Origin of the sequence: Lysobacter capsici, assembly GCF_014779555.2 — a bacterium.
Taxonomy (GTDB): domain Bacteria; phylum Pseudomonadota; class Gammaproteobacteria; order Xanthomonadales; family Xanthomonadaceae; genus Lysobacter; species Lysobacter capsici.
Map to the genome: position 1 here is coordinate 5,810,272 of NZ_CP094357.1, position 23,613 is coordinate 5,833,884.

Annotated in this window: 21 protein-coding genes; 9 read left to right on the forward strand and 12 right to left on the reverse strand. The window is 67.1% G+C overall.

The annotated features are described in order from the left end of the window. The first annotated feature begins 535 nt into the window (after positions 1-535). Positions 536-3,325: a TonB-dependent receptor plug domain-containing protein gene (locus IEQ11_RS23885; protein ID WP_191823697.1), complete on the forward strand. Its 2,790-nt coding sequence runs from the start codon at positions 536-538 to the stop codon at positions 3,323-3,325. 368 nt (positions 3,326-3,693) lie between these two features. On the opposite strand, the gene IEQ11_RS23890 is transcribed toward IEQ11_RS23885, so the two are convergent. The 3 genes from IEQ11_RS23890 to glyQ form a co-directional block, all read right to left on the reverse strand. Next, complete coding sequence (locus tag IEQ11_RS23890; protein ID WP_247024660.1) at positions 3,694-3,963, reverse strand: hypothetical protein; 270 nt, start codon at positions 3,961-3,963, stop codon at positions 3,694-3,696. Positions 3,964-4,758: 795 nt separating this feature from the next. Next, complete coding sequence (glyS, locus tag IEQ11_RS23895; RefSeq protein WP_191822634.1) at positions 4,759-6,930, reverse strand: glycine--tRNA ligase subunit beta; 2,172 nt, start codon at positions 6,928-6,930, stop codon at positions 4,759-4,761. Between the two features lie 154 nt (positions 6,931-7,084). Then, entirely contained in the window at positions 7,085-8,020 is a 936-nt protein-coding gene (gene glyQ / locus IEQ11_RS23900; RefSeq protein WP_057922977.1) for a glycine--tRNA ligase subunit alpha, read from the reverse strand. A 116-nt stretch (positions 8,021-8,136) separates the two neighbouring features. Between glyQ and IEQ11_RS23905 the strand changes: the two genes are divergently transcribed. After that, positions 8,137-8,862, forward strand: a complete 726-nt coding sequence (locus tag IEQ11_RS23905; protein ID WP_096417133.1) for a glutamine amidotransferase — start codon at positions 8,137-8,139, stop codon at positions 8,860-8,862. 193 nt (positions 8,863-9,055) lie between these two features. Beyond that, positions 9,056-9,979 (forward strand): hypothetical protein, encoded by a 924-nt coding sequence (locus IEQ11_RS23910; RefSeq protein ID WP_191822635.1) that lies wholly within the window; start codon positions 9,056-9,058, stop codon positions 9,977-9,979. Between the two features lie 19 nt (positions 9,980-9,998). On the opposite strand, the gene IEQ11_RS23915 is transcribed toward IEQ11_RS23910, so the two are convergent. From IEQ11_RS23915 to IEQ11_RS23935, 5 genes are all read right to left on the reverse strand, one after another. Beyond that, on the reverse strand, positions 9,999-10,790 hold the full coding sequence (locus tag IEQ11_RS23915) for an RDD family protein (RefSeq protein WP_191822636.1): 792 nt from the start codon (positions 10,788-10,790) through the stop codon (positions 9,999-10,001). Then, the gene (gene tatC / locus IEQ11_RS23920; protein WP_191822637.1) at positions 10,787-11,590 is read right to left on the reverse strand and encodes a twin-arginine translocase subunit TatC; all 804 of its coding nucleotides are present in this window, start codon (positions 11,588-11,590) and stop codon (positions 10,787-10,789) included. The genes IEQ11_RS23915 and tatC overlap by 4 nt, the downstream gene beginning before the upstream one ends. Further along, positions 11,577-12,140, reverse strand: a complete 564-nt coding sequence (gene tatB / locus IEQ11_RS23925; RefSeq protein WP_191822638.1) for a Sec-independent protein translocase protein TatB — start codon at positions 12,138-12,140, stop codon at positions 11,577-11,579. The genes tatC and tatB overlap by 14 nt, the downstream gene beginning before the upstream one ends. 46 nt (positions 12,141-12,186) lie before the next feature. Further along, positions 12,187-12,426 carry a Sec-independent protein translocase subunit TatA gene (gene tatA, locus IEQ11_RS23930; RefSeq protein ID WP_036105095.1) on the reverse strand — a complete coding sequence of 80 codons (240 nt, stop codon included), beginning with the start codon at positions 12,424-12,426 and terminating at the stop codon, positions 12,187-12,189. A gap of 188 nt (positions 12,427-12,614) precedes the next feature. Then, entirely contained in the window at positions 12,615-13,511 is an 897-nt protein-coding gene (locus tag IEQ11_RS23935) for a lipid-binding SYLF domain-containing protein (RefSeq protein WP_191822675.1), read from the reverse strand. Between the two features lie 296 nt (positions 13,512-13,807). Between IEQ11_RS23935 and hemH the strand changes: the two genes are divergently transcribed. Together hemH and IEQ11_RS23945 are read left to right on the forward strand one after the other, a co-directional pair. After that, complete coding sequence (gene hemH / locus IEQ11_RS23940) at positions 13,808-14,812, forward strand: ferrochelatase (RefSeq protein WP_057923723.1); 1,005 nt, start codon at positions 13,808-13,810, stop codon at positions 14,810-14,812. Between the two features lie 179 nt (positions 14,813-14,991). Then, on the forward strand, positions 14,992-15,852 hold the full coding sequence (locus IEQ11_RS23945) for an alpha/beta fold hydrolase (protein ID WP_191822676.1): 861 nt from the start codon (positions 14,992-14,994) through the stop codon (positions 15,850-15,852). A gap of 897 nt (positions 15,853-16,749) precedes the next feature. Here the strand turns inward: IEQ11_RS23945 and IEQ11_RS23950 are convergent. The 3 genes from IEQ11_RS23950 to ttcA form a co-directional block, all read right to left on the reverse strand. Beyond that, a complete protein-coding gene (locus IEQ11_RS23950; RefSeq protein WP_057922981.1) occupies positions 16,750-17,544 on the reverse strand; it encodes a M48 family metallopeptidase in 795 nt (264 codons plus the stop codon). Between the two features lie 316 nt (positions 17,545-17,860). Then, positions 17,861-18,769: a recombination-associated protein RdgC gene (locus IEQ11_RS23955; protein ID WP_036105099.1), complete on the reverse strand. Its 909-nt coding sequence runs from the start codon at positions 18,767-18,769 to the stop codon at positions 17,861-17,863. Between the two features lie 188 nt (positions 18,770-18,957). Continuing rightward, on the reverse strand, positions 18,958-19,866 hold the full coding sequence (ttcA, locus tag IEQ11_RS23960) for a tRNA 2-thiocytidine(32) synthetase TtcA (protein ID WP_046658306.1): 909 nt from the start codon (positions 19,864-19,866) through the stop codon (positions 18,958-18,960). Between the two features lie 110 nt (positions 19,867-19,976). Between ttcA and IEQ11_RS23965 the strand changes: the two genes are divergently transcribed. From IEQ11_RS23965 to IEQ11_RS23980, 4 genes are all read left to right on the forward strand, one after another. Beyond that, entirely contained in the window at positions 19,977-20,186 is a 210-nt protein-coding gene (locus IEQ11_RS23965) for a YdcH family protein (RefSeq protein WP_036105101.1), read from the forward strand. 126 nt (positions 20,187-20,312) lie between these two features. Continuing rightward, positions 20,313-20,936 (forward strand): hypothetical protein, encoded by a 624-nt coding sequence (locus tag IEQ11_RS23970; protein ID WP_191822639.1) that lies wholly within the window; start codon positions 20,313-20,315, stop codon positions 20,934-20,936. Beyond that, a complete protein-coding gene (locus tag IEQ11_RS23975) occupies positions 20,933-21,559 on the forward strand; it encodes a hypothetical protein (protein WP_191822640.1) in 627 nt (208 codons plus the stop codon). The genes IEQ11_RS23970 and IEQ11_RS23975 overlap by 4 nt, the downstream gene beginning before the upstream one ends. Then, positions 21,559-22,179: a hypothetical protein gene (locus IEQ11_RS23980; RefSeq protein WP_096417164.1), complete on the forward strand. Its 621-nt coding sequence runs from the start codon at positions 21,559-21,561 to the stop codon at positions 22,177-22,179. The genes IEQ11_RS23975 and IEQ11_RS23980 overlap by 1 nt, the downstream gene beginning before the upstream one ends. Before the next feature lie 61 nt (positions 22,180-22,240). On the opposite strand, the gene IEQ11_RS23985 is transcribed toward IEQ11_RS23980, so the two are convergent. Next, the gene (locus IEQ11_RS23985) at positions 22,241-23,527 is read right to left on the reverse strand and encodes a hypothetical protein (RefSeq protein ID WP_191822641.1); all 1,287 of its coding nucleotides are present in this window, start codon (positions 23,525-23,527) and stop codon (positions 22,241-22,243) included. Between the last annotated feature and the right edge of the window lie 86 nt (positions 23,528-23,613).

Here is a 23,613-nt window from a genome sequence, read left to right on the forward strand (position 1 = left end):
GCGCCCGCATCGCGCAAATCCGCGCACAAACCGCACTGACCGCGGCCCCGCCGCCGCACTCGGCCGATCTTCGCCGCGCGGCCGATCGGGCCGGTCGAGGCGCGCGCACCTCGCGATATCGCCAGGGCCTATCACGCGTAAGCGCTCGCGCCAATTTTCATCGGCGATATTGCCGTCGATGAAAAGTGAATCGCGTCGCAGTAACCGATCGCGATTTCGATAGCCCGGATCGTGCATTTCGCCGCGCCCGCGCCAGCGCGATGCGAACCGATGTACCTCGATTGCGAACCCGCTGGGCAAGGCATCGCCGCGTATTGCATCCATGCGCGCACACGCCGTAGTTTCGGCACAGGGAATCTCGTTTCGTCGCCACGCGCAGGCACCGGTCCACGACCGGTTCCCGCGCGTTCGGTGTCGTCTTGACTGGTCATGCGCGGCGACGGCGCCGCTCCCGCCAGGTAATTCCCCGCAAGGCAATCCCCCGTAAGCCGCGCTACACACAAGCGGCGCCGTAAAAATCGAGGAACCCGACAACATGCATCGACATTTGCTAGCCACCGCCGTCCACGCCGCGCTCGGCGCCGCGTTGATCGCTTCGCCCGCCCATGCCCAGGACCCCGCGCCGAGCCCGGCACCGACCGAGATCGACAAGGTCACCGTGACCGGCTCGCTGATCCCGCGCACCGAAATCGAAACCGCCACGCCGGTGATTTCGATCAGCGCCGAAAACATCAAGCGCCAGGGCTTCAAGGACGTCTACGACGTGCTGCGCGCGCAGCCGCTGGCGACCGGCGCGGTGCAGGACTCCCAGTTCATCGGCGGCTTCACCACCAACGCCGAACCCATCAGCCTGCTCGGCCTGGACCCGGGCTTCACCCTGGTGCTGATCGACGGCCGGCCGATGGCCGACTACCCGCTGCTGTACAACGGCCAGAGCAACTTCACCGACCTGGCCAGCATTCCGACCGCGATGGTCGAGCGCATCGACATCGCCCCGGGCAACCAGTCGGCGATCTACGGCTCCAGCGCGATCGCCGGCGTGGTCAACATCATCCTGAAAAAGCGCATCGACGGCACCCACCTCAACCTGCGCTTCGGCGGTTACGACCAGGGCGGCGGCGAAAGCACCCGCCTGCAGTTGATCGGCGGCAAGAGCTTCGGCGAGCTCAACCTGACCTACGGCCTGCAATACAGCATGCAGGACCCGATCTACGGCTACGACCGCCGGCGCATCGATTCGACCAACGACAATCCCGACCCCGAAGCGCGTTACGGCACCCGCAACTTCGTCCACATCAACGCCGACGTGTCGCCCAACCAATACATCGACCCGGGCGTGGCCACCTGCGCCAGCCTCGGCAACCTGTTCAACGGCACCATCATCCGCGACTTCCGCCCCAACCGCGGCTACTACTGCGGCAGCCGCGAGGACGTCGGCTACGCCACGGTGATGAACCGCAAGCGCGACATCAGCGGCTACCTCAACGCCAGCTACCCGCTCAACGACAAGACCGAGCTGTACGGCACGCTGCTGATCGGCCGCAACAAGTCCGAAGCCAATCCCGGCACCCGCATCTGGACCACCGCCGAAGCCACCAACGGCCTGTTCCTCAACGATGTCAGCGGCCAGTTCGAAACCTATCAGCGCATTTTCGCGCCGGAGGAAACCGGCGACGTCGACGCCAACAACGAGCGTCAGACCAGCGATTCCTACAACCTGGCCCTGGGCTCGCGCGGCGGCATCGGCGATTCGGCCTGGAACTACGACGCCTACTTCGGCCGCTCGCAGTACACCGTCGACAGCAAGCAGCTGTGGCTGCTCGGCGCGGCCAGCGACGCGTTCTTCGAACAGCGCTTCCTCGGCCCGGTGATCGACCACGTCGGCCCGTATCCGGTGTACGCGCCGGGCGACGACAGCGGCTTCTACCGGCCGTTGACGCCGGCCGAGTACGCCAGCATCTCCGACGTCATCCACACCAAGTCCGAGACCTGGACCCAGAACTTCAACCTGCAGCTGACCAACACCGAGCTGTTCAACCTGCCGGCCGGCGCGGTCGGTTTCGCCGCGGTGCTGCAGGCCGGCGAACAATCGTGGAAGAACCCGACCGACCCGCGCGTGGTCAACGGCGATTTCTTCGGCCTCACCGGCACCCAGGGCGAAGGCAAGCGCCGCAACCAGGCGGTCGGCCTGGAGTTCCGCGTGCCGATCTTCAGCCAGTTGACCGCCAGCGTGTCGGGCCGTTACGACAAGTACAAGAACGTCGGCGCCGGTTCGGACTCCGACGGCACCTACAAGATCGGCCTGGAGTACCGGCCGGTGTCCTCGCTGCTGCTGCGCGCCAACTACGCGACCGCGTTCAAGGCCCCCGACATGGCCTACGTGTTCGCCGGCGACAGCGGCTACTTCACCAGCGTGGTCGACTACTACCGCTGCGCCACCGAGGAACCCGGCGAGAGCATCGGCAACTGCACCTACAACGGCGAATCGGTCTCGGGCCAGCGCAGCGGCGCCAAGGACCTCAAGTCGATCACCGCCAAGTCGTGGGGCGCGGGCATCATGTGGGCGCCGAGCGGCAACTTCGACGTCAGCGTCGATTACTACAACATCAAGATCGACGACGAGGTCAACGACCTCAACATCGACGCGGTGCTGCGCACCGAATCGGCCTGCCGCCAGGGCCAGCTCGACATCGCCTCGCCCAGCTGCGTGGACGCGCTCGCGCGCATCACCCGCCTGCCGGCCGACGCGCCGGTGCCGCTGCAGCTCGACAGCGTGCGCACAAACCCGATCAACGTGTCCAAGGAAGAAGTGCAGGGCCTCACCGCCAAGCTCAACTACCGCTGGGAGACCGAGCGTTGGGGCAACTTCGCCCTGGGCGCGAACTACAACGTCACCCTCAAGCACGAGAATCAGCAGTACCCGGGCGACCCGGTCATCGATTACCTGCGCGACCCGTTCTATTCCTCCGAGTTCCACAGCATCGGCAGCGCCTCGCTGAGCTGGATGAAGGGCCCGTGGACGACCACGCTGTACGGGACGCGTTACGGCCGCACGCCGAACTACGCTTCGCAGATCGACCCGGCCGGTTATTCGACCGAGGGCGGCGGACGGATGAAGCCCTACGTGACCTTCAACGGCAGCACGAGCTACGAGTTCGGCGAGGATGTGTCGCTGAGCTTCACGGTCAACAATCTGTTCAACAAGATGCCTGATCGCGACGAGACGTATACGGCGTATCCGTATTTCAACAACTTCAACTACAACATCTACGGCCGGTCGTTCATGGTCGAGGTGAACTGGCGGTTCGGGGCGGGGTCGCAGTAAGTCTGTCGCTGCACTCCATCGACCGCGAAAAAGGCCGGCGAAAGCCGGCCTTTTTTGTTCCTGGCTCAGTACCCGCTCCCGACCCTGGCGTTGGCGTTGGCTTTGGCTTTGGTTTTGGCTTTGGTTTTGGTTTTGGTTTTGGTTTTGGCTTGATTTTGACCTTGACCTCGGCCTTGGCTTAAGCCTGAAGTCGCGCAGTTCATCCAGCGCTGCGAGGCTTGGAACTCGCATTAGCAAAAGCACACCCGAAGGGCGGCGTGCAGGATGCACGCCGTGCGCCACCGGGACATGGATGTCCCGTGTGGCGCATGCCTGCGCCTGCACCGATCGCGCGGGCTCTTGATTCAAAGAGAAGCGTTTTTCTTTGGTTACCTTTCTTTTGTCGCTTCTGACAAAAGAAAGTAACTCGGCCGCTTGCGGACGAAAGCTGTTGATCTTGCTTTCAGCCTCAAAAGCTCCAAAGCCTTCAAAGCCTTCAAAGCCTTCAAAGCTTGAAGCAGGATCAAAAGCGTTCCGCCGCTAAAGCGGCGGGTCACTTTCTTTTGTCTAAAGCAACAAAAGAAAGGTAACCAAAGAAAAATGCTTTTTTGTGAATCAAGAGCCCGCGCGATCGGTGCAGACGCAGGCATGCGCCACACGGGACATCCTGTCCCGGTGGCGCACGGCGCACATCCATGTGCGCCGCCCTTCGGGTGTGCTTTTGTTCTCGCGAGTTCCAAGCTTCGCAGCGCTGGATGAACTGCGTGGCTTCAAGCCCGAGCAAAAGCCACATGGCCTACCTGTAGGAGCGGCGTAAGCCGCGACCGCGCCACTGCGGCTACGCCGTCGGTTTCGTCATATCTGCAATGTCGCAGTCGCGGCTCGCGCCGCTCCTACAGGGGCTGCGACGCGGCCACGCTAACGGCCCGCACGGACGCATGTGCCCCGCCCTACAGGTGTCCTCTTGTTCTCGCGAGCTACAGGCTTCGCAGCGCTGGATGAACTGCGCTGCTTCAAGCCCTAGCAAAAGTCACATGGCCTACCTGTAGGAGCGGCGTAAGCCGCGACCGCGCCACTCCGACTACGTCGCAATTTTCATCGCGCCCGTAATGTCGCGGTCGCGGCTCGCGCCGCTCCTACAGGGGCTGCGACGCGGCCACGCTGACGGCCTGCACGGACGCATGTGCGCCGCCCTACAGGTGTCCTCTTGTTCTCGCGAGTTACAGGCTTCGCAGCGCTGGATGAACTGCGCGGCTTCAAGCCCGAGCAAAAGTCACATGACCTACCTGTAGGAGCGGCGCAAGTCGCGACCGCGCCACTGCGGCTACGCCGTCGGTTTCGTCATATCTGCAATGTCGCGGTCGCGGCTCGCGCCGCTCCTACACGGGCTGCGACGCGGCCACGATGGCGGCATGACTGGGCGCTGGCGGCGCGTCAGACCTGACCGGAATGTCTCAGATCGACAGATGCTCGATCGCCGCGACACTGCCCAGACGATCCGACAAGCGCTTCAACAACGCCAGACGGTTGTTGCGCACCGCGCTGTCGTCGACATTCACCATCACCTTGTCGAAGAACGCATCGACCTGCGGACGCAAGCGCGCCAGACGGCCGAGCACCGCGACGTAATCGCGCTGCGCCAACAACGGATCGGTGTCGGCAACGGCCGCATCGACGGCTTCGGCCAGCTCGCGCTCGGCCGGCTCGTTGAACAGCGATGCGTCGATCGCGCTCGGCACTTCGCCTTCGACCTTCTTGAGGATGTTGCGGCTGCGCTTGTTGGCCGCGGCGAGGGCTTCGGCTTCGGGCAACTTGGCGAATTCGGCGATGGCTTTGAGGCGGCGGTCGAAGTCGGGCAACGACGTAGTGCGTACAGCCACAACAGACTCAAACTGTTGCGATGGAACACTCTGCTCGGAGTAATAGCCACGCAGCCGATCAAAGACGAAATCCTGCAGCTCGATTACGTCTTGCAAAGTAGAGCCGCCCACGACCGCAGCGGCGCCATCTACCTTTACACCTTTGGATACCGCATCAGCCGCAGCCGCCTCTCTTGCCTTTACAGAAGCAATCGTCTTCGCAAACGCGGTCTGATCATTCGCTTGAGCCAACAGCGAGAACAGGTCTAGATCCAAGCCACCTTCAATCAGGGTTCTTGCCAAACCCAGGGCGTTACGCCTGAGACCAAAAGGATCTTTGTTACCTGTGGGCTTAAGACCGGCCGAAAATCCACCCGCAAGAGTGTCGAATCGTTCTGCAACCGCCACCACCTGCCCCAACTTCGAAGGCGCAATCGCATCCCCCGCAAACCGCGGCATATACGCCTCATCGATCGCATCGGCGACCTCGGCCGCTTCGCCCGCGGCCTTCGCGTAATACCGGCCGGCGATGCCCTGCAGTTCCGGAAACTCGTTGACCATGCGCGACTGCAGGTCGTTCTTCGACAGCTCCGCCGCGCGCCGCGCCTGCGCGGGGTCGACGCCGGCGGCCGGCGCGATGGCTTCGGCCAATGCGGCCACGCGCGCGACCTTGTCGGCCACCGTGCCCAGCTTGTCCTGGTACTTGACCGTCTTGAGCCCCTCGCCCATCGACGCGAGCCCCTGCTTGAGGTCTTCGTCGAAGAAGAACTTGGCGTCGGCGAAACGCGGGCGGATCACGCGTTCGTAGCCCTTGCGCACTTCGGACTCGTCGCGGCTGGCGATGTTGGCCACGCCGATGAAGCGTTCGCTCAAGGTGCCGGCGGCGTCGAGCACCGGGAAGAATTTCTGGTTGGCTTCCATGGTCGCGATCAGCGCTTCCTGCGGCACGGCGAGGAATTCGCGTTCGAACCCGCAGGCGATCGCCACCGGCCATTCGGTCAGGCCGTTGACCTCTTCCAGGATGCCCGCGTCGATGCGCGCGCTGCCGCCGGTCGCGCTGGCGGCGGCGATGACTTCCTGGACGATGCGCTCGCGCCGCTCGTCCGGATCGACCAGCACGTTGGCGCCGCGCAGGAACTCGACGTAATCGCCGGGCACGCTGAACCACACCGGCTTGTCGTGCATGAAACGGTGGCTGCGGCTCATGCGGTCGCTGCGCACGCCGAGCACCTGCGCCGGCACCACGTCCTTGCCGAGCAGCAGCACCAGCCAGTGCACCGGCCGGGCGAAACCGTAGTCGTGACCGCCCCAGCGCATCGGCTTGGGAATCGGCATCGCGGCCAGGGCCTCGCGCACGATCTCTTCGAGCAGGCTGGCGGTGTCGGCGCCGGGCTTGGTGGCGCGGTGGACGAAGCGCTCGCCCTTGGCGTCGCTGGTGCGCTCCAGCGCGGTCCAGTCGATGCCGGCCTTGGCGGCGAAGCCCTGCAATGCCTTGGTCGGTTGGCCTTGCGGATCGAGCGCGATGTTGAGATACGGACCGAGCACTTCGCTCTTCTGCTCGGGCTGCTGCACATCGACGCCGCGCAACAGCACGGCGAGACGGCGCGGCGTGTACAGCGGCTTGGCGCCGTCGCGGTCGAAACCGATGCCGCGCTTGTGCAGGCCGTCGAGCACGCCGTCGAAGAACGCCTGGGCCAGACCCGGCAGGGCCTTGACCGGCAGTTCTTCGGTGCCCAGTTCGATCAGGAGAGGTTGGGTCGTGCTCATGCGGTGGCCTTTGCGGTGGTGTCTTCCGGGAAGACGCCTCGCGCTTGCTGCGGCGAGGTTGGATGTGGGTCGGCGATGGGTCACGAAGCTCTATCGGCTTCGCGGCCCCTCACCCCAACCCCTCTCCCGCGGGCGGAAGAGGGGCTTCAGGTCGTCAGGCGGCTTCGGCCTTGGAAGGCTGCTTCAAGCCGGGAAAACCGAGCTTTTCGCGCTGGGCGAAATACGCCTCGGCCACGCCCTGGGCGATGCGGCGCACGCGCAGGATGTAGCGCTGGCGTTCGGTCACGCTGATCGCGCGGCGCGCATCGAGCAGGTTGAACGAATGCGAGGCCTTGCACACCTGATCGTAGGCCGGCAGCGGCAGGCCGATCTCGATCAGCTTGAGCGCTTCGGCTTCGCAGGCATCGAAGCGGTGGAACAGTTCTTCGACGTCGGCGTGTTCGAAGTTGTACGCGCTCTGCTCGACTTCGTTCTGGTGGTAGACGTCGCCGTAGGTCACCGGGACACCGTCGGGGCCGTAGGTCCAGACCAGGTCGTAGACGTTGTCGACGTTCTGCAGGTACATGCACAGGCGCTCGAGACCGTAGGTGATCTCGCCGAGCACCGGCCGGCATTCCAGGCCGCCGGCCTGCTGGAAATAGGTGAACTGGGTGACTTCCATGCCGTTGAGCCAGACTTCCCAGCCCAGGCCCCAGGCGCCGAGCGTCGGCGATTCCCAGTTGTCCTCGACCAGGCGCAGGTCGTGCACCAGCGGGTCGACGCCGAGCGCCTTGAGCGAATCGAAGTACAGCTCGACGATGTTGTCGGGGCTGGGCTTCATCGCCACCTGGTACTGGTAGTAGCGCTGCAGGCGGTTGGGGTTTTCGCCGTAGCGGCCGTCGGTGGGACGGCGGCAGGGCTGCACGTAGGCGGCGTTCCACGGCTCCGGGCCCAGCGCGCGCAGGAAGGTCGCCGGGTGGAAGGTGCCGGCGCCGACTTCCAGGTCCAGCGGCTGGATCAGCACGCAACCGTGCTCGGCCCAGAACGCGTTCAAGCGCTGGATCATGCTCTGGAAGGTGATCACTGGGGTCGGTGCGTCGCTCTCGGCCATGGTCTCATCGCAGTGCAGCAAAGCGGGTTAGTATAGCCACGAGCCTTGCCTGCCGGGCTTTTGCCCCGGTTCGCAGCGCACACTTCCGCCGTGACTTCCCCCGCCGACGCCGCCCCGTGAACCCGCCCTTCCTGATCGTCGAAACCGGCCAGCCGGTCGCCTCCATGCGCCGCCATCGCGGCTTTCCGCACTGGATCCGGGTCGCCGCCGGGCTGGGCCGCGACGAGGCGGTGGTGGTCGATGTCGAACGCGGCCAGACCCTGCCGAGCCGCGAGGGCTTCGCCGGGGCGATCGTGACCGGCTCGGGCGCGATGGTCACCGACCGCGCCGACTGGAGCGAACGCAGCGCGCAGTGGCTGCGCGAGGCCGCGCATGCGGGCCTGCCGTTGTTCGGCATCTGCTACGGCCATCAGCTGCTGGCGCATGCGCTCGGCGGCGAGGTCGGCAATCATCCGGCCGGCCGCGAGATGGGCACCATCGGCCTGGAGCTGCATGCCAGCGCCGGCGCCGATCCCTTGTTCGCCGGTCTGCCGGAACGGTTCGCGGCCCAGGCCACCCATCTGCAGACCGTGCTGCGCGCGCCCGACGGCGCGACCGTGCTGGCGCGCTCGCAGCACGACGCCTGCCATGCGTTCCGCTGGGGCGACCGGGCCTGGGGCGTGCAGTTCCATCCCGAATTCAGCGCCGGCCACATGCGCGGTTACGTGCGCGCGCGCCAGGACGCGCTGCGCAGCGAGGGTCTGTGCCCGAAGGCCGTCGCCGGCGGCATCAGCGCGGCGCCGCATGCACGGCGGGTGCTGCGGCGTTTCGTCGGTCATGCGCGCAGCCTGCACGGGCGCTGAGCCCGCCGGCACGACACCGCCGCGCCGTCGCGGCGAAGGCCGCGATCGGATGGCGCGCGCCGCCGCCGCGGAGACTCGGCGCGATGCGCGCGCTGTCGTCACGCGCGTCTTCGCACCATGGCGCGTCCGCTTCGCACGCTTTCGTCCAGTCCATTTTCGTCCAGTCAGGGGCCTTCGGCCCGGGATCGATCCGATGACCCAACCCATCCGCAAGGTTCCGCTGACCCACGGCGCGCAATGGCTGATCCGCGCGTTCAACCTGGGCACGCGCAACCCGCGCGCGATCTTCGGCGCCGGTCTGCTGGTGATGGCGGTGCTGTACCTGGTGATGTACCTGTTCACGATGCCGCTGCGGATCGGCGAAAGCGAACCCGACATGGAACGCATCGTCAGCGTGATCGGCATCGCCGCGCTCGCCGCGGTGCTGGTGCTGCCGGTGCTGCTGGGCGGATTGATGCACGTGATCCGCGAGGCCGAGAGCGGCCGCCCGGTGCGCGCGCGCGATCTGTTCGCGCCGCTGCGCCAGCACAAGGCGGTGCAGCTGGCGCTGCTCGGGGTGATCCAGATCGCGCTGGCGCTGATCTGCGGCACCTTGCTGCTGTGGGCGACCGGCCCGGACTTCTGGGCGCATTACCAGGACATGGCGCGCGGCGCGATCGGCGGCCAGGTCAACGTGCCGGCGGCGCATTCGCCGACGCTGGTGATCGTGGTGCAGCTGGTCTACTACTACTTCAGCACCGCGGTGGTGCTGGTCTCGATCCCGCTGATCATGTTCTCCGGGCTGGACATCTCCGCCGCGGTCCGGCGCAGCCTCGGCGCGTCGGTGTGGAACCTGGGCTCGTACCTGTTCGCGGCGATGCTGTTCATGCTCGGGGTGATGATTTCCGGCGCGCTGATCAGCGTGGTGTCGCTGGCGGCGATGAAGCTGGGTTCGCTGATCCATCCGGCGGTCGGCCAGTTGCTGGTGGTGGCGGTCTTCGTGGCCTACGGCTCGGCGTTCCTGGTGGTGATGTGCGGCACCTGCTACTACGCCTGGCGCGACGTGTTCACCGACAACGACGATGCGCCCACGGCGAACGCGCCGCGCACGCCGCGTCCGGGCGAACTGGAAGCCTGAGCCGCGCGGACCCTCTCGTTCAGAGCGCGCCGGACTGCGCCAACGCGGCGTCCATCGACGCCTGCATCGCGCGCATCAGCCAGAGCGTCGCGCTGAACCCGACGATCACCTGCACCGCCACCCAGGCCCAGGCCCACAGCGGCATGCGCGCCTGCGCGTCGCGCAGCACCCGCGCGCCGGCGAGGCGGTCGTGCAGGGCGCGGTATTCGGGCTTGGCCATCGCGATCACGTGGCCGAGGTTCAACAGCAACCACGACAAGCCGCCGCCGAGGTAACGCAATACCGCGCGGCCCGGACTCAGCCGGCGCCCGGCCATGTCCGTTACCCGCAATCCCAGCACGCGCTTGCCCGGCGTGGCCTGCCACGGCGAAAACGCGACGAAGCCGACTTCGTAGATCAGCCCGAACAAGGCGAACAGGAAGATCCAGCCGAAGATCAGCGAGGTCAGCGCGGCGGTCGACGCCAGCCCGGCCGCGTGCATGGCCGGATCGGTCATCAGTTGTCGGGCGAAGCCGCCGAAGTCGAGATCGTTGAGCACGCTGTCGGCCATCAGCTCGGCCGCGCGCGCGTTCATCGCCGCGTAGGCCTGCTTCGCCGCCAGCGCCTGATAACGCCAGTGACTGGCGCCGATCAGGCTGGTCGCCATCGCGATCAGGGCCGCGTCCAGCGACCAGGCCACATAGCGCGGCCAGAAACGCGCGGGCAACAGCGCGGCGGACTGCGACGGCGCCGACGCGACCGACGCGGAATTCAACGGACCCGGCGGCAATGGCGGCGGCGCGCCCGCGCCGCTCGGGGCCGGCACGCTCATGGACCGCGCGCGTCCCCGGTCGGGTGATCGTCGTGGCCGTCGGCGTCGCGCGGCTCGGTCGCGACCCACTTGGCCGCGATGATGCCCAGCTCATAAAGCAGGCACATCGGAATCGCCAGCATCAGCTGCGAGACCACGTCCGGAGGGGTGATCACCGCGGCGACGATGAAGATGCCGACCACCGCGTAGCCGCGGCCTTCCTTGAGCTGGGCCGGCGTGACCCAGCCCAGCAGCGCCAGGATCACTAGCGCCACCGGCACCTCGAAGCTGATGCCGAAGGCCAGGAACAGGATCAGCACGAAATCCAGGTAGGCGTTGATGTCGGTCATCATCGACACCCCGGTCGGGGTGATCTTGACCAGGAAACCGAACACCGACGGCAGCACCAGGAAGAACGCGAACGCGCAGCCGGCGTAGAACAGCACCAGCGCCGACGCCAGCAGCGGCAGGGCCAGCCGCTTCTCGCGCTTGTACAGGCCCGGCGCGACGAAGGCCCAGGCCTGGAACAGCAGCCACGGCATCGAGATCATCAACGCGGCGAAGAACGCCAGCTTGAGCGGCGCGGAGAACGGCGAGGCCACTTCGACCGCGATCAACTGGCTGCCGGCCGGCAACTTGGCCAGCAGCGGCGTGGCCAGGTAGTGGTAGAGCTTGTTGGCGAACGGCAACAGGCACACGAACACGATCACCAGCCCGGTCACCCCGCGCAGCAGGCGCGCGCGCAGTTCGATCAGGTGATCGAGCAGACGCGGCTCGGCCGAGGCCTCTTCGCCCGGCACGCCGTGGTCAGCGTCGCTCATCGGCATCGCTCGCGGTGGGCGGAGTCGCGGGGGCGCTGGGGGCGCTGGGGGCGGCCGGACGGTAGTCGGGCTGGGCCGCGCCGGCGTAGTCGTGCTGGTAATCGTGGGTGGGCGGCGCGTCGACGGGCGATGCCTGCGGCGCCGGCGCGTCGAGCGCGGGCGTCGAATGCGCGGTATTGACCGGGTCGGCCGAGCCGTACACCGGCGCCGGCGTCGCCGCCGGATCGGGATCGGCCGCCGCCGTGGCGGTCGCGACCGGCGCGGCGATGCGGCGGTTCATGTCGTCGACTTCGTTGCGGATCGCCTGGCCGCTGTCGCGCAGCCGGCTTTGCGCGTCACGCAGGTCGGCCTGGGCCTGACGCAGGCTGCGCTTGAGTTCCTCGTCGGCCAGCTCGTTCTCGAGTTCGGACTTGACCGAGTACCACTGCGCGCGCGCGCGACGCACCCACAGCCCGGCGAACCGGGCCGCCTTGGGCAGGCGCTCGGGACCGAGCACGATCAAGGCCACGATCGCGATTACGAAGACTTCCGAGAAGCCTATGTCGAACATGCGCGTCTGCCAGGCGAGGGATGCGGATGGCGCAACAGCCCGGGGCTCAGCGCGGGTTCTGCTCGTTGTCGCGCGACTGCGACGGCGTGCTGCCGGTGGTGGAGTCGGTGCGGTTGGCGTCGTTGGGCAACTGCGCGGACGGCTTGTCGTCGTCCTGCATGCCTTTCTTGAAACCCTTGACCGCGTCGCCGAGGTCCTTGCCCACGCTGCCTAGACGCTTGGTGCCGAAGACCAGCAGAACAATCACAAGGACGACGATCCAATGACCAATGCCCCAGGCGCCCATGTCGTTGCTCGCTGCTGAATGATGAAGACAGCAAGGATACCGCAACCGTTCTTAAGCCAATGTGGCGAAGGTCCTGTATGCCCGAACGCCCGATTCGGCATGGTCGCGCGCGCAAAGCGGCTGAACGGGGGCGCGGCCGCATCGGCGGCCCGCCCCGGGTGTCGGCGCCATGCCGCCGCGGTCAGGCCTCAGGGCAGCGGTTCGACCTTGGCCGGGTTGGGCTGCGCCGGCACGTTCTCGAACGCCTGCGGCTGCGGCTGCGGTTGAGCCGGCTGCGCCTGCACCGGCGCGGTCTGCGCGGGCGCGGCGGTGGTGGCGTTGGCCGGGGCGACGCCTGCCTCGGGATAGACCGTCGCGCCCAGCGCCGGACGCTGATCTTCGGCGGTGCGATGCGCGCGCGCGGCGGCGCTGGCTTCTTCCAGGCGGTCGCGGAAATCGACCACCGCATTGGACGGCTGACCGGTGGCGCGGCCTTCGAAGATCATCCGCGGCGTGTTGCCCTCGCCGTACACCGCCTGGTTGGCGTCGTCGTCGATCGACAGCGCGGCGCCGTCGAGCGCGATGCCGGCGAACAGGCCGCGCGCGCGCGACCACGACCAGATTTCCGCCTTGAGCTGGCCATCGGTGGCGGCCGCGGCGGTGCGCCCGACCGGACCGGCGGCGACGCTGGCGTCGGCGCCGAGGGTGACCTTGCCGTTGACGATCGAGTCCAGGCCGCGATCGCCGCGGAACACCAGCACGATGTCGGAGGACTGCACGCCGGCCTGGAAACCGACGCTGCCGCCGGTGATCTTGACGAAGCTCGGGTTGGACCAGGTGCCGTCGGGGTTCTTGACCGAGACCAGGCCGTGGCCGCGGCGACCGCCGAATACCAGGCCGATCTTGAGCGTGTCGGGCACCACGACGATCGCGCGCGCCTCGTCGAACAGCTTGTCGGGAATCGAGGATTCGGGAATCTGCTGGATATCGGCCAGCACCCGCACCGCGTCGCGGGCGCGCTGGTCTTCGGTCTGACCGGCGACGGCGGAGGTGGTGGCGGCAAGGCCCAGGCTCAGGGCGAGACTCAGACTCAGGACGCGGGGCAGCGATCGGGACATGGCGGACTCCGGCGGTGATGCGCAACTGGGCAATGGATGGACGGCAGCCATCACGGTAACCGCAACGACGACGGTTGGTTCAGGCTAGTAAGCAGGCGATGAATCGCCACGGAATCGGCGAACGCCTGCACGAGCGCCGCATTGTAGCGATGCGCGGCCGCGCCGATCGCGCGTCGCGATCCTCGTCGCCGGCCGGCGCCGATCGCGGCGGACTATCGCAGCCATCGGAACATTCGATCCGGCAAACATTTCGCCGTCACCATCGCCAGTGTCATCCTATGCGCATGCCCGCACCCGCCAGCATCGCCGCTCACGACACTCCTTCCGCTGCCGATACGGCCGTGGTCCTGGTCAATCTCGGGACGCCCGATGCGCCCGATACCGCCTCGGTGCGGCGCTATCTGGCCGAATTCCTGCACGACCACCGCGTGGTCGACATGAGCCGCTGGCTGTGGTGCCCGCTGCTGCATTTCGCGATCCTGCCGCTGCGCAGCGGCAAGGTCGCGCACAAGTACGCCAGCGTCTGGCTGCCCGAAGGCTCGCCGCTGGCGGTCCACACCCGCCGCCTGGCCGAGGCGGTGCAGCGCGAATTGCCGCAAGTGCGCGTGCTGCACGCGATGCGCTACGGCAAGCCGTCGTGGAAGCAGTTGCTGCTCGATCTCGAACGCCAGGGCGTGCGGCGCGTGCTCGCGCTGCCGCTGTATCCGCAGTATTCGACCTCGACCACCGCGTCGGTCGGCGATGTGCTCGATGCCGTGCCGGGGTTGTCGTCGCGGATGGTGCGCGAGTATCACCTCGACCCGGACTGGGTCGCGGCGGTCGCCGATTCGGTGCGCCGCCATCGCGCCATCCACGGCATGGGCGAGCACCTGCTGATGTCGTTCCATGGCCTGCCGCAGCGCTTCGCCGCGGCCGGCGATCCCTACCCGCGCCACTGCGAAGCCAGCGCGCAGGCGATCGCGCAGGCGCTGGGCCTGCCCGACGATGCCTGGACCTTGAGTTACCAATCGCGCTTCGGCCGCGAGCGCTGGCTGGAACCGTCGACCACCGACACCTTGACCGCGCTGGCCGAGCGCGGGCTGCGCCGGGTCGATGTGATCGCGCCGGGTTTCGCGGTGGACTGCCTTGAAACCCTGGAAGAAGTCGCGATCATGCTGGCCGAGGAGTTCGCCGCGCGCGGCGGCGAGTTGCGCTATATCCCCTGCCTCAACGATTCGCCGGCCCACGCCGCCGCCCTGGCCGGCGTGATCGAGCGCGAACTCGACGAGTGGGCCGAGGTCGCGGCTTAAGCGCAAGCGCGCCGGCTTCGCCACGAATTCGCCGCATGGATTTGGCAAAATCGGCGCACGTTGTTGGGCGCGACCGCTCGGGCGTGGTCTGATCAAGCGCCGCGCTCAGGCCCGGGATCGGGCCACGCCGACGATATCGCCGACGAAACTTCGCTGACAGGATTTGATGGATGGCCGCAATGCAGGAATTCGTCGTCGACACCGCGTTCGGACGCATCAGCGGGCTGCGCAACGGCAACGCCGGCGCGCCCAAGCTGCTGGCGCTGCACGGTTGGCTCGACAACGCGGCCAGCTTCGTGCCGCTGTCGCCGTGGTTCGGCGGCTACGACCTGGTCGCGCCCGACCTGCCCGGCCATGGCGCCAGCGCGCATCTGCCGGTGTCGGCCGAATACACACTGGTCACCGCCGCGCGCACCGCGCTGGCGATCGCCGATGCGCTGGGCTGGGACCGTTTCCATCTGCTCGGCCATTCGCTGGGCGGCGCGACCGCGAGCTTCGTCGCCGCGGCGGTGCCGCAGCGGGTCGAGAAACTGCTGCTGATCGAAGCGCTGGGGTCGCTGGCCGAATCCGAGGAACGGGTCGGCACCCGCCTGCGCGAGGCCTTCGCCGGCCTCGCCGCGGCCAACAGCAAGCAGTTGCGCGTGTTTCCCGATATTGCCAGCGCGGTGAAGGTGCGCATGGCCGCGAACGATCTGAGTGAACCGGTCGCGCGGCTGTTGGTCGAACGCGGGATCGCGCCAGTACGCAGCGAGCACCATCAAGGCGGCTACGCTTGGCGCAGCGACCCGCGCCTGACCCTGACCTCGGCGCTGCGCATGAGCGAAGCCCAGATGCGCTCGCTGATCCGCGCGATCGAATGCCCCACCTGCATGATCTGGGCCGACCCGGCGCAGAGCTACATGCCCGATTCCTTGCGCCGCGAACGCGCTTCGCTGCTGCGCCATGGGGAGTTGCATACCTTGCCGGGGACGCATCACCTGCATATGGAAAAACCGGGCGCGGTGGGTGAGGTGTTTCAGAATTTCTTGGCGGGTGGGTGAGTTGCTGCGTTCGGTAACTCCTGTGTGGATCGATGCGTTAGCGGTTTGTGCGAATGACGCTTGCGTAGATCCGGAGCCTGCACCGCAACGCTGAGATTCGCCCTCTTTGAAAAAAAGGGGCTGCGCGCTGCGGAGGCACGAAGCAAGGCCGCGCTTGCTCGCGCGGGGGATTTGCTCTTGATGGGTGCGCGGCGAACTGGAGCGGAAAGCGAATCCCCCTGCCCCCTTTTGCAAAGGGGGGGAGCAGCAAAAGCTGGAGCTTTATCAGCACACTGAAATTCGCCCCCTTTGAAAAAGGGGGCTGCGCGCTGCGAAGGCACGAAGCAAGGCCGCGCTTGCTCGCGCGGGGGATTTGCTCTTGCTGGGTGCGTGGTGATTTGGAGCGAAAAGCGAATCCCCCTTCCCCCCTTTTCCAAAGGGGGGAACAGCAAAAGCTGGGACGCGATTAGCACGCTGAAATTCGCCCCCTTTGAAAAAGGGCGCTGCGCGCTGCGGAGGCACGAGGCAAGGCTGCGCTTGCTCGCGCGGGGGATTTGCTCTTGATGGCTGCGCGGCGAATTGGGGCGGAAAGCGAATCCCCCCTGCCCCCCTTTTGCAAAGGGGGGAACAGCAAAAGCTGGGACGTGATTAGCACGCTGAAGTTCGCCCCCTTTGAAAAAGGGGGCTGCGCGCTGCGAAGGCACGAAGCTAGACCGCGCTTGCTCGCGCGGGGGATTTGCTCTTGCTGGGTGCGCGGTGATTTGGAGCGAAAAGCGAATCCCCCCTCCCCCCCCTTTTCCATAGGGGGGAACAGCAAAAGCTGGGGTCACTTATATGCAGCTGCAACTAACACTGCATGATCGCCAGTCAATGGTCAGCGATACGCCGATGCTCATCGGCAGCCGCGGCTCGGCAACGTCACTTATCGTCCGCGATCAACCGCCGCAAACTCGCCTTCAACGCCCGCCCCGACGCGCGGAAATACTCGCGCTGGTCGCGCCAGTCCGGGCAGCGCGCTTCGACCTCGCGCCAGAATGCGCGCGAATGGTCGGCGTGGATCAGATGGCACAGCTCGTGTACCAGCACGTATTCGAACGCCGCCGGCGTCGCCAGCACCAGCGACAGGTCCAGCGACAGGGACGCGTCGGGCGCGAGCGAGCCCCACTGCGAGGACATCACCCGGTAGCGCAGACGCGACGGCGCGCGCGGCAGGCCGGGCAGGTATTTCGGCAGCCAGCGGCCGACATCGGCGCGCGCCTGGCCTTCGTAGAAATCGCGCAACGCGCGCCGCAGGTTGGCCGGGCTGACCGTTTCGGGCGCGGCGATCTCGAGCGCGTCGTCGTTCAATTGCAGGCGCAGATAGCGCGCCTGCCGCCACTGCAGCGGCAGCTCGCGGCCGCGCAGCGGAATGCGAGTGCTGACATGCGCCTGCAGGCTGGCCGCGTCGCTGCTGGCGCTGGCGATCTGCGCCAGCAACCAGTCGCCGTGTTCGATCACGAAGCGCTGGCCGGCGATCTCGCTGGCGCGCATGGGCAAGGTCAGGCGCGGGCCGCGTTCGTCGACGCTGAGCTTGATCCGCCGCGCGCGCGGGTCGCGCACGCGCAGGACTTCGACGATCTGGCCGTTGCCTAGGGTGATCGCGATGGTTTCGCGCGAGACCGCGCGCGGCGCGGGCTGCGGCTTGCCAGTCAGCAGGCGCAGAAGGCTCGTCATGGGTGGGGGACCGCCATGGACGAAGCATAGCGCCTGGATGCGGGGTTTAGCGCGTTTGGGCGCGGCGAAAATCACGGCGCGCGTGGGGTGGGCAAAGCCACCGCGGCATGCGAGCGACGGCGGCGTGGCCAGTTACGCCGTGGCGCGCGGTTCGCGGTCGCGGCTTGCGCCGCTCCTACAGGGGCTTCGGGTGCATGCGCGACGCCTGGCCGCCCCTGCAGGAGCGGCGCGAGCCGCGACCGCGCCACCACGACTGCCGCGCAACGACCGGCCGCCACCGTTCACACGGCACTGCACCGCACCGCTGCGCGATCGCTCAATCGACCTTGGACAGCTTCAGCGCCGATTCCATCACCCGGAACAGCCGCTTCACTTCCGCGCTCATCAGCGCGAAACGCGCGTCGAGTTCGGCGCGCACGCCGTCGCTGTCGCTGTTTTCGAGCTGATCCACGGCGCCGTCGAGCAGCTTGAACTTGCGCACCACCAGGTCTTCGCCGATCACGAACGACACGTGATCGTCCAAGGTCAGGGCCAGGCGCGTGACCTGCTTGCCGGTTTCCAGGTGCTTGGCGATTTCGTCGCTTTCCAGCTCCTGGCGCTGGCATTTGACCACCGCGCCCTGATCGACCGGATCGCGCAGTTCGCATTCATCGCCCAGGCTGATGCCGTCGGGCAATTCCTCGCCGGCGACCCAGCCGGTCAGGATCGAACGCGGCGCGATTTCGGCGTTCAACGGCAACGCCGGGAAGCTGCCGACCGCGCGGCGGATTTCGCTGATCACGTTCTCGCCGGTCTTGCGGCTGGAGGTGTCGACGATCACCAGGCCGTGTTCGAGATCGATGATCGCGTCGGTGCGGCCGGGCTTGATGAAGGCGCGCGGCATCAGATCGACGATCAATTCGTCCTTGAGCCGCTTGCGGGTGCGGCCGCCGGGCTTGCGGCCTTCCTTCTGCTCGATCTCGGCCAGTTTCTTGGCCAGCATGTCGTTGACGACCGCGCCCGGCAGCAGCCGGTCTTCGCTGCCGACGGTGATCCAGATCGCGTCGCCGATGCGGTTGAGCATCTGCGCGTCCTCGGTGGCGCGGCTGAACGGCGAGATGAAGCCGCGCGAGGACAGCTCTAGCGGGCCGACCGGCTTGAGCGCGCACTCTTCCAGGCCTTTTTCGAGATCGTCGAGTTTGTGGGTGGTGGGGAAGCGGAAGAAGGTCAGGTTGCGAAAGAACATTGGGAGGCCGGGAATGGGGAATGGAGGGTCGGGAATCGGCGGCTCGCGGGCCGCTCTTGTTCGTCATTCCCGCGAAGGCGGGAAGCCAGAGATTTCAAGCGTTCTCGCACGAAAGGCCCTGGAGGTTCGGCTCCGCCGAAGTGAAGCGGAGCCCGCCTTCGCGGGAATGACGGCTGGGAGATTCTGGGTTAGCCAACTTGCGAGGTATTCGTTTCGACGGATGCCTCATCGAGCCACACAGGCGCATCGACGACGGGCGCGGCACCCGCCTTGCCCAGCCCCAGAAAATCGAACAGCTTGGGATCGCTCAGCTGCGACGGCCGGATATCGCCCAGCGCGCGCGAAATGGTCTCGATGCGGCCCGGCGTCTCGCGTTCCCAGGCATCCATCATGCGCTTGACCTGCTTGCGCTGCAGATTTTCCTGCGAGCCGCACAGGTTGCACGGGATGATCGGAAACGCCTTGACCGCCGCGTAGTCGACGATGTCGTCCTCGCGCACATAGGCCAGCGGCCGGATCACCACGTGCTTGCCGTCGTCGGACAGCAGCTTGGGCGGCATGCCGCTGAGCTTGGCGTGGAAGAACAGGTTCAGGAAGAACGTGGCGACCAAGTCGTCGCGATGATGCCCGAGCGCGATCTTGGTGAAGCCTTGCTCCGCCGCGTAGGTGTACAGCGCCCCGCGCCGCAGCCGCGAACACAGCGAGCACATGGTCTTGCCTTCCGGCACGACCCGCGTGACCACCGAGTAGGTGTCCTGCTCGAGGATCTTGTACGCCACCCCGATCGATTCCAGGTACGCCGGCAGCACGTGTTCGGGGAAGTCGGGCTGCTTCTGGTCCAGGTTGACCGCGACCAGTTCGAACTTCACCGGCGCCTTCTTCTGCAGCTGCAGGAGAATGTCCAGCAAGGTGTAACTGTCCTTGCCGCCGGACAGGCAGACCATGACCTTGTCGCCTTCTTCGATCATGCCGAAGTCGGCGATGGCGCGGCCGACCTGATGGCGCAGGCGGGTGGCCAGGCGCTCGCCGTCGGCGACGCGGGCGGTGTCCGGGCGCGGGCGGCGGACGGGTTCGGCGAGGGGCAGGACGGTGCTCATGAGGCCGTCGATTCTACGCTACGGGTCGGTGAACGCGGCCGGCGCGGACGGCCGCGGCGGACCGTCGCCACCGATGACGGCCGCAAGGGCGGCGCGTTAAGCTCAGCGGCATGACCGTCAGCACCGACTCCACCGAGATCGTCCGCCAGCTCGCCGAACTGCGGCTGGAGCATCGCGATCTCGACGCGGCCATCGACCGTCTGGCCCTGGATCCGCAGGCCGACGAGCTCACGGTCAAGCGGCTCAAGAAGCGCAAGCTGTGGCTGAAGGACTGCATCGCCCGGCTGGAAAGCGCGCTGATCCCCGACGAACCGGCCTGACCGCCGCCGCGCCCGCCGGCGCCGCCGATGTCAGGTTGGCGTGTCATGTCCATCTAGTGCGAAACCCAGCTGCAGCCGGCCCCGTCGCTCGTGCTAGGGTGCCGCCACTCGAAATCGGGCGGTTGCATGGCGAATAAGGACGAACTGGTCAAGGCGGCGCGCAACCCGTGGTGGCAAGGTGCCGCGGCGGTCGCGCTGATCGCGCTCGTGGTCACCTTCGCCCTGGGCGGCTTCAAGCAGGCCAAGAGCACCAGCAAGCCCCTGCCGCAGTATTCGGCCGGGCACCGCTACCAGGGCGGGGCGATGGCGGTGACGCCGCTGCGCGCCTGGGTCGCGCGTTACAAGCCCGGCGGCCAGGTCGACCGCTTCGATCCGGGCAAGCTGTACCTGGTGCTGCAGGTCGAGATCGAAAACCGCACGCCGCGCAGTTTCAACGGCTTCGGTTACCCGCGCGAGGACGTGATCCTGGTGTCGGCCACGCGCGAGCCGATCAAGCCCGACACGCTGCTGATGTCCGACGACCACAGCGTCGCCGCCGACCTGCATCCGCGCCTCAAGCAACGGGTCGATCTGGTCTGGAACCTGCCCAAGAATTACGTCCACGCGCCACGGCAGACCTGGGGCGTGTTCGCGCGCGACTACAAGGCCAAGGCCTATATCAACGACGAGGGCGCCTGGCTGCAGGGCAAGCCGGCGGCCAAGTTCCTGATTCCGGTGCAGGACCTGCGCGACCGGGCGGTGGCGCCATGAGCACGACGACGACCTCCGGTACCGGCATGCGCGCGCGCTGGCGTTGGCGCGATGCGCTGTGGATCGTGCTGGCGCTGATCGCGGTGGTCGCGCTGCGCAAGGGCGAGTCGAGCTACGAGCAACGCGACGCGCCGTTGGTGCAGCACGCGCGCGGCTCGGCGCGGGCCGAGGGCCGCAACTTCGCGGTCGAGGTCGGCAACGTCAAGGCCGCGCGCGCCTATCTGCTCAAGGGCGACTTCAGCCGCTCGGAGGATCTGCTGCTGCGCACCCCGGGGCTGTGGCTGTCGGTGCTGGCCAAGGTCGAATCGACCCAGCGGCCGGGCTACGTCAGCGCGCAATTGCTGACCCGCGACGGTCTGGTCTACGCCGCGTCCAGCGCCGAACGCCCCAAACTCAAGGGCATCAACCTGAGCGAGCGTCCGGTCGCGCCGGGCCTGCCCGAGAACGGCGCCTGGTTCTTCGAAGTGCCGGCCGACCGGCTCGAAGGCGCGCACCTGCAACTGTATTGGGGCAACGGCCTGCCGCAGGGCGGCGACAGCCTGGTCGACGTCGACCTGGGCATCGACGCGGCGCGCGCGCGCAAGCTGCTGGCCGAAGCGAAACCGGTATTGGATCTGCGCTGATGAGCATCGAAATCCCCGCCAAGCCGGTCGTCGATCCCGCCCCCATCGGTTGGTGGCGGCGCAACACCGGCTGGCTGATCGGCACCGCGGTGCTCGGCGCCATCGCGATCTATGCGCCGTACCGCGACGCCTTGAACGAGTACCGCGACCGCAATCCGAGCATCGCGATCGACGCGCCGAAGCACGACTGGGTGCAATTCGAAGGCGCGCGTTGGCGCCTGGTTGAGGCCGAAGCGCTGGCCCCGCGCGATCCGCGCATCCTGGGCCCGCTACGCAAGGATGCCGGGGTGCTGCTGGTGCGCTTCGAAGTGATCCCCGATTCGGGCACCCCGATCAAGACCCTGGACACCTGTCGCGGCCGCATCGCCGATGCGCAGGGCCGGCAATGGGAAGCCGGCCCGGTCGGCTTGCCGCGCCTGGGCGGGCCGAAACTGCCGACCAGTTGCGGCAGCGGTTACGACGCGCAATTCAAATCGGTGCTGGCGGTACCGGGCCGCCCGTTCGCGTTCCAGCACGCCTACGTGCTGCCGCGCACGCAGAAGCTGGAAGGACTGGAGGCGCGCATCGAATTCGGCCCGCTGCAGAGGGCCAAGGGCCGCTACCTGCGTTTCAAGCTGTAACGGCCGCGGCAAAGCGGGCGAGCGGCGAAGTCCGCGCGGGGCGGGGCTTCGGCCCTTCCGATCAGGCGCGCGGCAAGCGCGCGATCGCGCGGTCGAACGTCGCCGCCAGCAACACCACGCGCAGCACATCGGTCAGCAGCGAGGTGCGGAACGACAGCGGGGTATTGAGGAACACCGCGAACGGCTGGCCGATCACGCTCTGCCATTGCGGGTCCTTCGGACCGACGAACTGCTGCATCAGCCGCCACGACCACGAGTCGATGTAGGCCAGCAGCTGCCAGCACACGCACAGGGTCAGCAAGGCCGGCAGGCCGGCGCGCAGCACCAGGCGCAGGCTGTTGACCACCGGCACGCCCTTGCTGCTCCAGCCGGCGCTGGCCTTGTCGGCGAGCATGCGCAGGGTGAAATGCATCGACTTGAAGCGCTCGGCGACCCGGCCCAGGCGCTCGTCGGCCGCGTCGATGCGCTGCGCGCGGCGCAGGTCGATGCCATAGATGATCGCGGTGATCGCCAGCCAGATCAGCGGCAAGGCGATCGCGCCGGCCGCGGTCGAAACGAAATCCCACAGCGGCGCCAGCGCGCGCTTGCTCGGCGCCAGCAGCTTGAACAACGCGGTCGGGCTTTCCCACCACTCGGTCGCGGCGACATAGACCACGCGCTCGTGCCACCAGTCCTGGCCGCTCTTGACCAACTGCGCGATCGCCGCCGCGCCGACGAACACCCAGTACGCCTCGCAACTGGTCGCCACCACGTTCCACAGCGCATGGCCGGTCGCGGTCGCGCGGCGCTTGCTGAACCAGCGCACCACCCAGGCCACCGCGAGCGCGATCCACAAGCCCTTGAGTTTGAGCACCTGATGCAGGTTTTCCTTGTCCCACACGCTGAAGGTGTAATGGGTGCGGAAGTTGCGGCGCAGATCCTCGAGCAGGCCCCAGCCGGCGTAATAGGCGAAGAACGGCAGCATCGCGATCGCCAGCGCGGTGATCCATTGCTTGCGCACCGCCGCGGTATCGGGCGTGGTCGCGCCGCCGGCGAGCATCGGCAGCGACGGCCGCAACGACTGGAACATCAAGATAGTGCCGGCCAACTGGGTCACGATCAGCACCGACAGCACCGCGAACGACAGCAGCACCGAGCGCTCGCCGAGCTTGACCGACAGCTGCATCAACAGGTCGTAACAGACCCGCTGGGCGAAGAACCAGAACGCCAGCGCGGGCCAGTGGCGCCATAGCAGACGGGCGCTGAGCAGGGGGATTTCGAGCCACGGGTGGCTGCCGCCGCCATCACGTTCGAAGGACGGATCAGATGTCGCAGGCAACGTACTGGACGGGATCGTGTTCGTAGACATCCGCGGGGCCGGATCGAAGTCGGCCGATGGTAACCCGCGTCGGCGCGGTTCTTGCAGTGACGAATATCAGAGACCCGGCCGGTGCC

Bases quoted from the DNA above. Each gene is read 5' to 3' on its own strand.
- tatA (WP_036105095.1), bottom strand. From the start codon at position 12,426: ATGGGCGCCTGGGGCATTGGTCATTGGATCGTCGTCCTTGTGATTGTT.
- IEQ11_RS23975 (WP_191822640.1), top strand. From the start codon at position 20,933: ATGAGCACGACGACGACCTCCGGTACCGGCATGCGCGCGCGCTGGCGT.
- IEQ11_RS23970 (WP_191822639.1), top strand. From the start codon at position 20,313: ATGGCGAATAAGGACGAACTGGTCAAGGCGGCGCGCAACCCGTGGTGG.
- tatB (WP_191822638.1), bottom strand. From the start codon at position 12,140: ATGTTCGACATAGGCTTCTCGGAAGTCTTCGTAATCGCGATCGTGGCC.
- IEQ11_RS23945 (WP_191822676.1), top strand. From the start codon at position 14,992: ATGCAGGAATTCGTCGTCGACACCGCGTTCGGACGCATCAGCGGGCTG.
- IEQ11_RS23955 (WP_036105099.1), bottom strand. From the start codon at position 18,769: ATGTTCTTTCGCAACCTGACCTTCTTCCGCTTCCCCACCACCCACAAA.
- IEQ11_RS23980 (WP_096417164.1), top strand. From the start codon at position 21,559: ATGAGCATCGAAATCCCCGCCAAGCCGGTCGTCGATCCCGCCCCCATC.
- tatC (WP_191822637.1), bottom strand. From the start codon at position 11,590: ATGAGCGACGCTGACCACGGCGTGCCGGGCGAAGAGGCCTCGGCCGAG.
- ttcA (WP_046658306.1), bottom strand. From the start codon at position 19,866: ATGAGCACCGTCCTGCCCCTCGCCGAACCCGTCCGCCGCCCGCGCCCG.
- IEQ11_RS23910 (WP_191822635.1), top strand. From the start codon at position 9,056: ATGACCCAACCCATCCGCAAGGTTCCGCTGACCCACGGCGCGCAATGG.
- IEQ11_RS23950 (WP_057922981.1), bottom strand. From the start codon at position 17,544: ATGACGAGCCTTCTGCGCCTGCTGACTGGCAAGCCGCAGCCCGCGCCG.
- glyQ (WP_057922977.1), bottom strand. From the start codon at position 8,020: ATGGCCGAGAGCGACGCACCGACCCCAGTGATCACCTTCCAGAGCATG.
- hemH (WP_057923723.1), top strand. From the start codon at position 13,808: ATGCCCGCACCCGCCAGCATCGCCGCTCACGACACTCCTTCCGCTGCC.
- IEQ11_RS23885 (WP_191823697.1), top strand. From the start codon at position 536: ATGCATCGACATTTGCTAGCCACCGCCGTCCACGCCGCGCTCGGCGCC.
- IEQ11_RS23915 (WP_191822636.1), bottom strand. From the start codon at position 10,790: ATGAGCGTGCCGGCCCCGAGCGGCGCGGGCGCGCCGCCGCCATTGCCG.
- IEQ11_RS23965 (WP_036105101.1), top strand. From the start codon at position 19,977: ATGACCGTCAGCACCGACTCCACCGAGATCGTCCGCCAGCTCGCCGAA.
- glyS (WP_191822634.1), bottom strand. From the start codon at position 6,930: ATGAGCACGACCCAACCTCTCCTGATCGAACTGGGCACCGAAGAACTG.
- IEQ11_RS23985 (WP_191822641.1), bottom strand. From the start codon at position 23,527: ATGTCTACGAACACGATCCCGTCCAGTACGTTGCCTGCGACATCTGAT.